The organism is Amycolatopsis rhabdoformis, from assembly GCF_035918295.1.
Classification (GTDB): Bacteria; Actinomycetota; Actinomycetes; order Mycobacteriales; family Pseudonocardiaceae; genus Amycolatopsis; species Amycolatopsis rhabdoformis.
In genome coordinates this window covers 7,122,484-7,135,178 of the sequence record NZ_CP142149.1, presented here as the reverse complement: position 1 = coordinate 7,135,178, position 12,695 = coordinate 7,122,484, and the positions used below count along the sequence as shown (strand labels likewise).

11 protein-coding genes are annotated in these 12,695 nt (G+C 72.0%); 3 read left to right on the top strand and 8 right to left on the bottom strand.

The features are described 5' to 3' along the window. Positions 1–233: 233 nt before the first annotated feature. Positions 234–2,993 (top strand): AfsR/SARP family transcriptional regulator, encoded by a 2,760-nt coding sequence (locus tag VSH64_RS32860; protein WP_326566629.1) that lies wholly within the window; start codon positions 234–236, stop codon positions 2,991–2,993. Positions 2,994–3,434: 441 nt separating this feature from the next. Here the strand turns inward: VSH64_RS32860 and VSH64_RS32855 are convergent, their stop codons facing one another. The 6 genes from VSH64_RS32855 to VSH64_RS32830 all read right to left on the bottom strand — a co-directional run bounded on the left by VSH64_RS32855 (position 3,435) and on the right by VSH64_RS32830 (position 8,520). Continuing rightward, complete coding sequence (locus VSH64_RS32855; protein ID WP_326566628.1) at positions 3,435–4,394, bottom strand: hypothetical protein; 960 nt, start codon at positions 4,392–4,394, stop codon at positions 3,435–3,437. Positions 4,395–4,912: 518 nt separating this feature from the next. Beyond that, complete coding sequence (locus tag VSH64_RS32850; protein WP_326566627.1) at positions 4,913–5,797, bottom strand: hypothetical protein; 885 nt, start codon at positions 5,795–5,797, stop codon at positions 4,913–4,915. Then, complete coding sequence (locus VSH64_RS32845; protein WP_326566626.1) at positions 5,794–6,270, bottom strand: DUF6932 family protein; 477 nt, start codon at positions 6,268–6,270, stop codon at positions 5,794–5,796. Before VSH64_RS32845 ends, VSH64_RS32850 begins: the two co-directional genes overlap by 4 nt. 93 nt (positions 6,271–6,363) lie before the next feature. Continuing rightward, positions 6,364–6,855, bottom strand: coding sequence for a LapA family protein (locus tag VSH64_RS32840; RefSeq protein ID WP_326566625.1), 492 nt, complete (start codon positions 6,853–6,855; stop codon positions 6,364–6,366). 6 nt (positions 6,856–6,861) lie between these two features. After that, entirely contained in the window at positions 6,862–7,605 is a 744-nt protein-coding gene (locus VSH64_RS32835; RefSeq protein ID WP_326566624.1) for an OmpA family protein, read from the bottom strand. 87 nt (positions 7,606–7,692) lie between these two features. Then, a complete protein-coding gene (locus VSH64_RS32830; protein WP_326566623.1) occupies positions 7,693–8,520 on the bottom strand; it encodes an SGNH/GDSL hydrolase family protein in 828 nt (275 codons plus the stop codon). Positions 8,521–8,796: 276 nt separating this feature from the next. Between VSH64_RS32830 and VSH64_RS32825 the strand changes: the two genes are divergently transcribed. Beyond that, positions 8,797–9,465, top strand: coding sequence for a DUF3159 domain-containing protein (locus tag VSH64_RS32825; protein WP_326566622.1), 669 nt, complete (start codon positions 8,797–8,799; stop codon positions 9,463–9,465). Between the two features lie 106 nt (positions 9,466–9,571). On the opposite strand, the gene VSH64_RS32820 is transcribed toward VSH64_RS32825, so the two are convergent. Continuing rightward, on the bottom strand, positions 9,572–10,624 hold the full coding sequence (locus VSH64_RS32820) for an N-acetylglucosamine kinase (protein ID WP_326566621.1): 1,053 nt from the start codon (positions 10,622–10,624) through the stop codon (positions 9,572–9,574). After that, the gene (locus tag VSH64_RS32815) at positions 10,621–11,664 is read right to left on the bottom strand and encodes an SIS domain-containing protein (protein ID WP_326566620.1); all 1,044 of its coding nucleotides are present in this window, start codon (positions 11,662–11,664) and stop codon (positions 10,621–10,623) included. The genes VSH64_RS32820 and VSH64_RS32815 overlap by 4 nt, the downstream gene beginning before the upstream one ends. Before the next feature lie 155 nt (positions 11,665–11,819). Between VSH64_RS32815 and VSH64_RS32810 the strand changes: the two genes are divergently transcribed. Further along, entirely contained in the window at positions 11,820–12,572 is a 753-nt protein-coding gene (locus tag VSH64_RS32810) for a GntR family transcriptional regulator (protein ID WP_326566619.1), read from the top strand. The last annotated feature ends 123 nt before the right edge of the window (positions 12,573–12,695 follow it).

Sequence of the window (12,695 nt, the reverse complement as noted above, 5' to 3'; positions counted from 1 at the left end):
ATGGTGCGGGGCCGGATTCGTTGCGTTCGGGGGTAGGCCGGTTACGACATTCGGGCTACGGCCGCTGCTCGGGCGGGAAAACCGTGCGCACAGCCGGTGAAACACCGACTGACACGTGGGTGTCCGGCGTGTGGAGTTCACGAAAGAGTTGTGTCTGTCCGCTCTTCACCACGGTAGGTTGTCCCTCCTGGCGGGGGAGACGCCGGAGCAGACCCGGGGAGGTGCGCGCGAGCATGGGCGAAAACGCGGGCGCGCACGTGCAGCTGCTCGGACCCGTGACGCTGCTCGACGGTGCACGTGCAGTTTCCATCGGCGGTCCGGGCGTGAAAGGGCTGCTCGCGCTGCTGGCGCTGAAGGTCGGCAAGGTCGTGCCGCTCGAGGAGATCATCGACGCGCTGTGGGGCCACGACCCGCCCGCGACCGCGCGCACGATCGTCCAGGGCAACGTGTCACACCTGCGCCGGGTGCTGCGGGACATGGGTGGTCATCCGGTCGCCGAGATCCTCACCAGCCCGCCCGGTTACCAGCTGGCCGTGGACCCGGAGCGGATCGACGTGCACCGCGCGAAGGCGCTGCTGGACCGGGCCGTGCTGGAGCCGTCGGAGCAGGCGTCGACGCTGCTGGGCGAGGCACTGGCGCTGTGGCGGGGACCGGCGCTGGCCGGCGTGCCCGATTCCGTGCGCGCGCCGGAGCTCGACGACCTGCGCCTGGCGGTCCACGGCGCGCGCGTGGACGCCGATCTGGAGCTGGGCCGGCACAACGAGCTCATCGTGGAACTCAGCCCGCTCGTGCGCGCCGACCCGCTGGCCGAGCGCACGGCCGGGCAGCTCATGCGCGCGCTGTACTACGCCGGGCGCCGCGGCGACGCGCTCGAGCTGTACCGCACCGTCTCCCGCGCCACGCTGCGCACGCTCGGCGTCGAGCCCGGCGGCGATCTGCGCTGGCTGCACGAGCGCGTGCTCAACGACGATCTGGACGTCGCGGTGCCCGAGGCCGCGGCGCCGGTGAAAGCGCCTTCACAACTGCCGGCCGCGGTGCCGTCGCTCGCCGGCCGCGAGGCCGAACTGGCGTGGCTCGACGGCCTGGCGGAGACCGGTGAGAGCACCGTCGCCGTGGTGTCCGGCACCGCCGGCGTCGGCAAGAGCGCGCTGGTGGTGTGGTGGGCGCACCGCGCGGCCGCGCGCTTCCCGGACGGGGTGTTGTTCGCTTCGCTGCACGGTTTCGACCCGCGCCACGCGCCGATCGAGCCCGCCGAGCTGCTCACGCAGTTCCTGCTCGGCCTCGGTGTGGCCACGGGTGAGGTGCCGGAGCAGCTGCACGAACGCGTGGCGCTGTACCGCTCGCTCATCGCGGGCCGCCGCATGCTCGTGCTCCTCGACGACGCGCGCTCGGCCGAGCAGGTGCGGCCGCTGCTGCCGCCCGGTTCGCGGTCGATGACCGTGGTCACGAGCCGCTCGAAGCTCGAAGGCCTGGCCGTGTCGAACGCGGCCCGCCTGCGCGTGCTCGGCACGCTGGCGCCCGACGACGCGGTGCGCGTGATCGAAGAGCTGGCCGGCCCCGCCGACTTCGACCTGAACCACGCGCTGGCCCGGCTGTGCGGCTACCTCCCGCTGGCGCTGCGCATCGCCGGCGCGCGGCTGTCGGCAAGTCCACAGTGGACCGCGCAGGACCTGGTGGACGAGCTCGACAACGAACGCACCCGGCTCGCGGCCCTCGAAGTCGACGGCGCCGGCGACGACGGCGTGCGCGCCGCGTTCGACGTCTCGTTCCGCGGCCTGCCGCCCGACCTGGCCCGGCTGCTGCTGCAGCTCGGGGTGCTGCCGGCGCGCCGCGTCGGCCCGCACCTGGCGGCGGCCGTGGGTGCGATGCCGGTGGACCGCGCGCGCCGCGCCCTGCGCACGCTTGCGGCCCACAACCTGCTCACCGAAATCGCCCGTGACGTCTTCGCTCCCCACGACCTGGTGCGGCTGTACCTGCGTGAGCTCGCTTCGTCCGAACTGGACAGTGCGGCGGTCGTGCTGGTGCGGGCGGTGCGCTTCTACCAGGCCGCGTCGGACACCGCGCGCCGCCGGATGCTGCGCATCGTCGATCCGCTCGACCTCACGGACCTCCTGCCGCCGGCCGCGTTGCCGGATCTGCTGACGTTCGACGAGGCCCAGGACTGGTTCGAGGCCGAGTGGTCCAACCTCCTCGCCGTGCTGGACGCCGCCTACGACGCCGCCCTGTACCGCGACGTCTGGCGCCTCGCGCGGGTGTCGCACACGTACCGCGTCGTCTGCCCGCTGCTCGGCGAGTGGACGCGGCTCGTGGACCTGGGCCTGGCCGCGGCCGAGGCGTCCGGCGAAATCCTCGGCCAGTGCTGGATGCTCATCTCGCGCTGCGCCATCGCCCTGACCTTCGAGCTGCCCAACGCCTGTCCCGTCGACGCCGAACGCGCCCTCGACCTCGCCACCGAGCTCGGCGACAAACGAGCCGTCACGGTCGCCAACATCCACCTCGGCAGCATGCTGTCGCTGCTCTCCCGCCACGACGAAGCCATCTCCCGGCTCCTGGAGGCCGTCGCCGAAACCGAACGCACCGGCGATCTCGAGCTGCGCGGTCAGGCCCTGAACAACTGCGCCGAGACCGAGAAACGCGCCGGCCGCTTCGAGGAGGCGGTGGCCCACGAGCTGGCTTCGCTGGCGATCGACCGGTCGCTGGGCAACGACAGCTACGCGGTGGTGTCGTTGAACAACCTGGCCGATCTGGCGCAGCGGCTGGGCGACCCGGTGATGGCTTCGCGCTACGCGTGGGAGGGGATCGATCTCGCGCAGGGCCGGGGGTTCGTGCTGCACGAGGCGATCTTGCGGGTCACCCTGGCGCGAATCCTGCGCGCCTCCCCGGAGACGGCCCGGTTGGCGCGGGAGCAGTACGCACTGGCGGCGGCCCTCTACGGGCGGGTGAATCCGGGGCAGGTACCGGAGATCCAGGCCGAGGCCGCGGAACTGGACTGAACCTGCTCGGCGCCCGGTGAAGACCGGCTCGGGAGATCTTGGCAAGAAGTTTCTTGCACAGTGTTCACCCGTGTTTGCGCAGGTCGGGGATACCCTGGCTGGGCATACTTAGTGGTTTCTTAGCGTCGGGCCACCCTCGCCGCGTAGGGTCGTAGGCGGTGTCGGGGGAGCCCTAGGGGAGGGGCAAGGCTGTGAAGCCGGCGCCGCGGGTCCGCAGTCGTGTGCGGCGGGCTCGGAAGAGCCGCCAGGAGCGGCTCGGTGGCGGTTGGCCGGCCGACTTGGGGGTAGGCCGGCCGGCCGCCAGGCCCCCGGTGGGCGCGTAGCCGGGCAGGCGCCGGTGAACAGGTTTCGGCGAGTCAGCGCGGGCGAACCATCAGGCGAACCGGATCGAGGCGAGTGAGCTGCCGCCGCCCGTCCGGCCGCGGCAGCCCGAGCGCAGGCTCAGCCCACGTTGGCCGTGCAGAGTGCGATCGTGGAGCCGCTGCTGCTCGCCACGGACTGGCCGTCCACGAGGATCGAGCAGGAGATCTGGTTCACCACGCTCGCGTTGGCGGTGTCGGCGGTCAGCGTGAGGATCGGGGTGCCGCCGCTGAACGAACCGTGGCCGTGCCACTGGTCGGTGCTCGCGGGAGCCGATTCGGTGCGCTGGTCGTTGAGCGTGCCGTAGCGCACGGTCGCGCCGCCGGCCGACGTCACCACGAAGTCCACGTTGTGCTCGTCGCCCGAGGTCGGCGGGATGTGCAGGTCGCCGGCGCTGCTGGTGCCGAACACCGAGGGGAACAGCACCACCGTGGCCGACAGCAGACCCGCCACCACCGCGACGATCACCGCCGTCACCGCGATGCCCCGCCCGCCCGCCTTGCCGCGTGCGGCCTGCACGGTGCCCACGATCCCGAGCACCAGCCCGATGCCCGCCAACGGCCACGCCACGTACCCGTAGTCCGGCACGAACGCGGCCCCGATCGCCGCCAGGCCGAGCACCAGGCCGACGATCCCGAGCACGTTCGGCTTCGGCTTCGGCGCCGTCCGGTTCGGCGGCGTCGGCAAGACCCCGCCGGGTGCGGCGGCGGTGCGGGGGTCGGGCGGGATCACGCGCCAGGAGCCGGAGTCCGCCGAGCCGCCGCGGTGCGCCGACGCGGCGGGTTCGGCTCGCCAGGCGCCGGAGTCCGTTGGGCCGCGGCCGCCCGGTTCGGTGCCGCGGTGCGCGGCTTCGCCGTGCCGGCCACCGCGCCCGCCGGGATCGGCCGGACCGCCACGACGGGCACCCGGTTCAGCCGGTCCGCCGGCGCGAGCGGCAGGGCCGGCGGCGTCCGCGCGTCGAGCACCGGAGTCGCCCGCGCCGGCGCGACGCGCACTCGCGTCGGCCGGTCCGCCGCGCGCCGCCGAGTCACCCGACGCCACTCGCCAGGCTCCCGAATCGCCGGGCCCGGCAAGCCGTGCCGCGGAATCGGCAGAAGCGCCCCGAACTGAGCCCGAATCCGCGCCGGCGCGGCCACCGGACTCCGAAAAACCGCCACCGAAACCGTCGCGCGCCTCGTCGGAAAACGGCTCGGCAGCACCCTGCGCACCACCCCGTGGCCCGCCTCCCGGCGGCGCGGCAGGCCGTCCAGGGGCACGTCCGGAAGAGCGGCCGTGGCGCGCGGGGGCAGGCTGGTGCCGCGGGTCGGGGGAGGTCATGCGTGGGGGCCTTCCGGGTCGAAGTGCGACGACGTTAACCCACGTCGACCTGTAGAAGGCGAAATCGTTACATAGCAGAAAACGTCATCTATTCACCGCGCACACCGAACACTGGTCATTTACCATCCCACGATCCAGCGAGTGACCTGGCGGTTCGGGCACAACGGCCTAAAAACCCCAGGCAGCATGCGCCACGTATACAAAATATCGGCGAAATGCATAACCGCACCGATCGCCGGAATTCAGTGGTCGAACAGACTCACTTCGGGCGTGATCTCGAGAAGCTCGTGCACGGGCCGGCCGCGGCGGCCGTCGATCGTGGTCGTCCGGACCACACGCAGGCGCGCGGTCACCGGCCGGTCGAGGTTCTCCTTGATCTGGTCGAGCAGGTCTTCCGCCACGGCACCCTGGATCGTGCCGCCGGATTCGCGCTCGAGGTAGAAGATCCGCCGCCGCGTGCGCACGCCGTCGAGGCGCCCGCTCACGGTCTCGTAGCCCACGGCCTCGCGCGACTCCCGCAGGCTGTCACGCAGGATCCGGGCCTGCTCGGTGGTCACGCTGCGCGTCACGTACTCGCCCGCCGTCGGCGTGAGCGCCATGCCGATGCCGGCGTGCTTGCTCACGGCGTTCACGATGTCGCTCACCGCGTTGCGCACGGTGTCGCGCTGCAGCAGCACGGCGTCGAGCGCGCCGTCGTCGGAGCCGTTGGCGGGCAGGAAGTCGCAGAGCTCCTTCACCGCCCGCTCGGACAGCGTCTCGATGCCGTCGTGGATCAGGGCGTCGTCCAGCGCCGGCTCCGGGAAGCCGAAGAAGATCGCGTTGCCCGCCTGGCCCTTCTGGATCAGCGGCGCCTTGTCGCGGTCGGCCTGCTGCACGAAGGTGACTTCGTTGGACGGGTTGCGGATGATGTGCCCGATCTTCGCCGTCGCGTCCTGCAGCGCACGGCTGATGTCGGAGAAGGTGTACGCGTCGATGTGCGTCTCGCCGATCACCGACACGTGCAGCAGCGGCGAGCGCGACGTGCGTTCGAACTTCGCGTTGGCCGCCATCGCTGACGCGCGCGCGAGGTCGTCGAGCCAGGTGCCGCCGGGGATCTCGTCGGCGATGCGCCGGAACTCGTTCCTCACCAGACCATCTCCGGGAACCCCTTGCCGCCCTCGGCCCACACGGTCTCCCACACGTCCTCGTCACCGGGACGGCACAGGAACCCGTCGAGCATCCCGCCCACCGGCTGCACCTGCTCGAGGTACATCGCGGGCTGTCCGACGATCACCCCGCGCAGCGTGAGCAGGCCGTACAGAGCCGTTCGCCCGCCGTCGTCGAGCCGCTTGAGCGCACCCCACTCGTCGGGCAGCAGCACCACGTCGAGGCCGCGCGGCGGGTGGCTCGTGCGCGTGACGAACGCGCCGCCGATCCACGCCCGGCCGGACGACATCACGCGCCGGGCCACGCCGAGGTAGCTGTTGAGAGCGCTGAAGAGGATCTCGCGATCGTTCTGGTGCGGGGCGTCGAACACCAGCCGCTCGTAGACATCGGCGAGATCGGCCTGGTGACGGCCCGGGGGCAGCAGGTTCTGCGGCGTCCAGTGCGGGAGCGCCATCGGACCTCCTGACCTCGCGAACCTCGACGAGAGGCTCACGGCTCCCGCGCACACCGCTGCTCACAGTGCGTAGCCGAACTTACCAGGTGGGTGTCAGCCACCTCGCCCAGGTCGGCGCGGCGCGGACTCGTGGGGCTCGTCGTCGTGCGGCCACTGGTCCACCGAGTCCGCCGGATCCTTCTCGGCGGGCCAGTTGAGGTCACCCGACAGGTGCGGCTCGGGGTCGGGGAGTCGCCCGATCCGGTGGCCCGAGGGCTCGTCCGGGGCGTACGGCTCGTCCGGGTCCACCTCGGGGTAGTCGTTGTACACCCGTTCGGGCTGCTCGTTGTAGTCGTACGCCGTCACAGGGATGTACTGCGTCCGCTCGGCTTCGCTCGGTTCCTCGGCCGCGACCGGCAAGGTCCCCGAGGTCCGGGCAGCCGCCGAAGTCCCGGCAGCCCCGAACGCCCCCGGATCAGCAGCCGCCCGCGCCGGTTCCGCGGCCCGCTTCGGCCGCCCCACCCGCATGATCAGCCACATCACCAGCGCCCCCAGCAGGAACGCGACCAGCAGCCAGAGCCAGATCTGCCCGAAGAGCCAGAGCATCCGCCATCACCTCTCTTCGACCGTGATCTCGACGCGCCGGTCCCCACCCTCGCCCGGCGCAGCGGTGCCCGTGCCGCGCACGAGCAGCCGGTTCGCGGGTACCCCGCCGGCGGTCAGCAGCCGCACGACCACGCGCGCCCGGCTCTGCGAAAGCCGGACCGCCGACGCGCGCCCGCCCGGCCCCTCGGCCACGTGCCCGGTGATCCGGTAGCGCAGGGAGGCCGGCGCGCTCTTCAGCAGCTTCGCGACATCGCGCGCGGCCTGCGTGCCTTCCGGCGTGAGCTGTGTGGTGTTCGGCTTGAACTCGATCGGCGCCTCGGCCAGCTGCGCGTCGAGCTCCTTCTGCACCCCGGCGCGGTCGGTCGGCGGCGCCGAGGACGTGGTGCTCGGCGGCGCGCTCGAACTGCTGCGCGGCGGGCTCGTGGTGGTGGTCGGCGGCGCGGACGTGACCGACGGCGGCACCGCGGCCGCCCCGCCGGACACCTGCGCGGACTCGACCCCTTCCACGCCCTGGACGATCCCCAGCGCGCGCCCGGCCTGCTCCGCGGGGAAACCCGAGAGCGTGGCGGTGCGGCCCGAGAACGACACGTCGCCGCCGCGGATTCCGGCGGCGGCGAGCGCGGAGCGTGATCGTCCGGCGAGGTCGCCCTCGATCCCGTCGGCCCGCACCCAGATGGTGACGCCCGCGAGCACGGCCGTGACCAGCACCGCGACGGGGATCAGGCGCAGCCAAGCGCGAGCACCGGACATAAAGGGACCATAGGCCGGTCACGGCCCGTTGGCGACCTGGTCGGGCGTGCCATTCGGGTGGCTCTCACCCGAAGGGCACACCCGGCGTCAGGACGCGGTGGCGTTGTCCTGGAAGTCGCGCAGGTCGAGCTCCAGCGCGGCGGCCTCCGCCTGCACCAGCGGCGAGAGCTGCGGGCGCTTCGGTGACAGCCCGTCACCCATGGACTCGCCCTTGAGCTGGCGGCGGATCCACGGCAGCAGGTGCACCTTGGTCCAGTTGAGGTCCGAGCGGCGCGACGTGATCCACGTGGCCGGTTCGGTGCTCGGCGGGTACGGCTCGCGCCAGTCCTCGGTCACCGGCACGCCGAGCACCTCGGCGGTCAGCAGTGCGATGCGGCGGTGCGCGTCGGGCGTGAAGTGCAGCCGGTCGTCGCTCCAGGCCCGCCGGTCGTGCAGCGGTTCCATGGTCCAGAGGTCGACCATCTTCGCGCCGTGCCGGGCCGCGATCGCCCACAGGTCCGTGTTGTAGATGCCGATCTTGCCGCGCAGCACGCTCATCACCGAGAGCGCCTTGGTGTCGGGACCGTTGAAGATCACGACCGGGATCCCGGCCTCGCGCAGCTTCGCCACGCCGGCCTCGAAGCGGGCCGCGATGGCGTCGACGTCGGCACCCGGCACGATCACGTCGTTGCCGCCGGCGCACAGCGTGACCAGGTCGGGCTTGAGCTCGAGCGCGATCGGCAGCTGCTCGTCCATGATCTCGTCGATCATCTTGCCGCGCAGCGCCAGGTTGGCGTACTGGAAGTCCGGCCGGCCCGCGGCCAGCAGGTCGGCGAGCCGGTCGGCCCAGCCCCGGAATGAGCCATCAGGCAGCCCGTCGTTGAGGCCCTCGGTGAAGCTGTCACCGATCGCCACGTAACTGTCGATTCCGTACACGCTGGGATCCCCTTTCCCGTCCAGCCGCGCTAACCCCGCGTTAAGTTGTACACCACAACTAACAATCGGACGTCCCCGTATCCTTCCCGGCAGCCACCCCTGGTTCAGCCGGAAGTCACAGTCTCTTATCTTGTCGGATCCTCGCGCGCGTGTATTACGCGATTTTCACCTCGAACCTGGGTGACGAACCGCTCAGAAGAGCACTGACCGGACACGCTGTGTGGCGAAGGTCTCCCGCCGCGGGACGCCCACCACGGCTTCCGGCAGGCTGGGGATGTGACGGACGAGACGACGCCATCGCGCGAGTCGCTCGCGCAGATCCTCGGCGGCCGCCGAGGGGCGATCGACGCCAGCATCCCGCCCGCGGCCTTCGTGGTCGGCTGGCTGGCCACCGGGCAGTCGATCTCGTGGGGCGCGATCATCGCCATCGGGGTCGCCGTGGTGCTCGGCGCCTACCGGGTGATCCGCGGCGACAAGGCCCGCGCGGTCGTGGTGAGCCTCGCGGCGGTGGTGATCGCGGCGCTGATCGCGCTGCACACCGGCCGCGCCGAAGACTTCTTCCTGCTGCAGCTGCTCTCCAACGCCGCGAGCGCCCTGCTCTTCGCGGCCAGCATCGTGGTGCGCTGGCCGCTGCTGGGCCTGATCGTGGGGCTCCTGATCGGACAGAAGACGCGCTGGCGCCGTGACCCCGCGTTGCTGCGCGCCTACTCGTGGGCGAGCTGGGTGTGGGTGCTGCAGTACCTGATCCGCGTGGTGGTCTACGGCCTGCTGTGGTGGGCCGGGCAGGTGGTGGCTCTCGGCATCGCGCGCACGGCGCTCTCGTGGCCCCTGGTCGCGGCGACCGTGGCGGTGAGCGGCTGGGTGCTGTACCGGGCGCTGCCGGCCGACCACCCGGGCCTGCGGCTCGCGCCGGAACCGGGTTCGGAAAACCGACCCGGGACATAAGGCGGCCCCCGGCGAGGGGGAGGGTCCGGGGGCCGATGCCTACGGTACCCGGACCGGAGGGGTTGAGTCGACGGTTTGAGCACTTCGAACCAGGTTTTGGTCGCATTCACCTTCCCGAAGGCCGTGCCGCCGCCTCTCCCCACGCGTCCACGGCGGCCAGCCAGGCGGCCCCGAGCACTCCGTCGGAGCTGGTCAGCACGTCGAGGCCGGCCAGCCCGGCGCGCACGAGCGGGCCCACCGGCCCTGTTCCCGTGAGGACGCTGCCCACGAGCACCACGGGAGTTTTTTCGCCCGGGTCGCGCGTGGCGAGGGCCGTGGCGACCAGAAGCTCGGCCGCTCGGGTGACGATTTCGTCCGCGACCGGCTCGCCGGCGGCCGCCGCCGCGCTCACGAGCGGGGCGAACCGGGCCAGCCGGATGGGCGGCTCGGCGTTGACCTTCGTGATGAGCGCACGCGCGGTGCCCAGCCGATTCGCTTCCGTGACAGGCGAATTGGGGAAATCGCGATTGTCCAATCGGGTGCGGTCCGAATCGGTCAGTGGTTCACGGCGGACCTCGAGAGCGGCCTCAGGCGCGCCCTCGCGAGCGTCCACAGCGGACGGACCGAACGCCTCGGCGAGCACCGCGGCCGCCAGTCCGCCGAGCTCGGGCCCGCGCCCGAGCGCCTCCAATGTGGAGCGCACGGCCTCGCGCCCGAGCCAGAAGGCCGACCCCTCGTCGCCGAGCAGCCAGCCGTAGCCGCCGGCCGTGCCCGTCATGCGCCGGGCCCGGATGCGGCCCGCGATCGAGCCGGTGCCGGCCACGAGCACCGTGCCGTCGGGGGCCGAGGTCGCCGAGGCGTAGGCGACCTCGGCGTCGGCCACCGTCCGAACGGCACCGGCCAGCCCGATCCGTTGCCACGCCTGGGCGAACACCGCCGCGACGGCCGGATCCGACAGTTTGCTCACCCCGGCCAGCCCGACCACGGCGGCGCGCACGCCGGTCCGCCCGCCGAGCGCCGTCTCGATCGCCGAGGCGATGCGGGCGGCGGCCTCGGCGGGCGGGTGCGAGTTGGGGTTGGCGCCGCCGGCCGTGGCGGAGCCGAGCACCGCACCGGTGGCGTCGACCACGATCGCTCGCGTCGACGTGCCACCGGCGTCCACGCCGACGACCAGGCTCACCGGGTCTTGGTCACCTTCAGCAGCCCGCGCGGGCTGTCCGGGTCGCCGCCGCGCGCGAGCGAAAGCCCGAGCGCGATGCGCTGGATCGGCAGGATCTCCAGGATCGGCGCGAGCTCCTCGGCCGTCGGTGCCACGGGGATCCGCAGCGCCGCCGGCACGTCGGCCGAGGCCGAGCCGACCGCGAGCACGTCGGCGCCGCGCTTGCCGACGGCCTCGAGCACCTCGCCCATCGCCGAGCCGCCGTGGCCGGCGCTGGTCACCGCGAGCACGGCGGTCTCACCGTCGACGGCCGCGACCGGGCCGTGGAGCAGGTCTGCACCGCTGTACGCGCGGGCGGCGAGGTAGCTCGTCTCCGCCAGCTTCAGCGAGCCCTCGAGCGCGGTCGCGTACGAGTAGCCGCGGCCGGTGGTGAGCACGCGGTCCACGAAGCGGTAGCGGTCCACCGCGCGCTGCACGCCTTCGGCCGCGCCGTCGAGCGTCTGCTGCGCGAGCTCGCCGAGCTTCTGCGCGTCCTCCGCCTTGCCGCCGCGTACCGCGTCGATGAACAGGTACAGCGCCAGCAGGGTCGAGGAGTAGGTCTTCGTCGCAGCGACGGCCTTCTCCACGCCGGCGCCGATGTCCACGCCCAGCTCGGCCGCCGCACGCAGCGGCGAGTCCGGCGTGTTCGTGACCGACACCGTGAGCGCGCCCTGGCGGCGGGCGGCTTCGGTGACCTCGATGAGGTCCGGCGAGCCGCCACTCTGGCTCACGGTGACGAAGAGCACGTCGCGCAGGTCCGGCCGGGCGCCGTAGAGCGTGGCGGTGGAGGGTGACACGAGCCCCGCGGGAAGACCCAGGAGTACCTCGATCAGGTATTTCGCATACAACGCGGCGTGGTCGCTCGAACCCCGGGCGGCGAGCAAAGCGAATCGGGGCGGCTTTTGTGAAATCTTTTCAGCTACGTCGGCTATTTCCCCCTGCCGCTCGACGAGCCCGGCCAGTACGGCAGGCTGCTCCGAGATTTCCGCGGCCATGTGCTCGCCGGGACGTTGTTGGGTCATCACTTTCCTCTCCGCCGGGACCGGAGCCCCGGGTGTGCCGAGCGGCGTGCGTTCAGGTCTAGACCAATGCTAGCCGGGCGGAGCGTTTGTGGTGAAGGGTACGTTTCTTGACGGGGAAGTGGCGCGATAGTGAGGGAAAGCTGAGGGAGCCGGTCATGTTGGAGACATCCCCCGCGAGTGAGGCGGGGACGGCGGGTGTGCGCGGGCAGCGCGAACCCAAGTACTGGGCGCTGAAACAGCACCTGCTCGATCTGCTGGACGCGATGCCGCCGGGTTCGCCGATCCCGACGGAACGGGCGTTGGCGGGCGAGTTCACCGTGTCGCGCACCACCGTGCGCCAGGCGCTGGCCGACCTGACGGCCGAAGGGCGCTTGCACCGCGTTCAAGGGAAGGGCACGTTCGCGGCCGAGCCGAAGCTCGCGCAGCGGCTGCAGCTCTCGTCGTACACGGAGGACATGCGCAAGCAGGGTCTGAAGCCGTCGTCGAAACTGCTCGAACTCGAGGAATTGCCCGTGGAGGGCGAACTCGCGAAACTGCTCGCGATCCGCCAGGGTGCGAAGATTCTTCGCCTTCGCCGCTTGCGGCTGGCCGATTCCCAGCCGATGGCGCTGGAGACGACGCACCTGCCGCTCGGGCGCTTCCGCGGGCTGCGCAAGCACATTTCCGCCGGAGGGTCGCTCTACGCAGTGCTCCGTGAGCACTACGGCGTCGAGCTCCTGCGCGCCGAGGAGACGATCGAGACGTCGCTCGCCGGCCCGCAGGAAGCCGAGATGCTCGGCGCGGACGTCGGCATGCCGGTGATGATGCTGACGCGGCACTCGTTCGCCACCGACGGCAAGCCGGTGGAGTTCGCGCGCTCGGTGTACCGCGGCGACCGCTACAAGTTCGTCACGACACTGCTGCCGTGAGTCGGGTGCGGGCTCCGGGCGTGGGTGGTTGCGCCCGGACCGGCGCCGCGCCACCGTGTGCGCATGACTTTCGAAGACGCGCGGTGATCGCTTCGTGACGACTACGGACAGCGGTATCCGCTG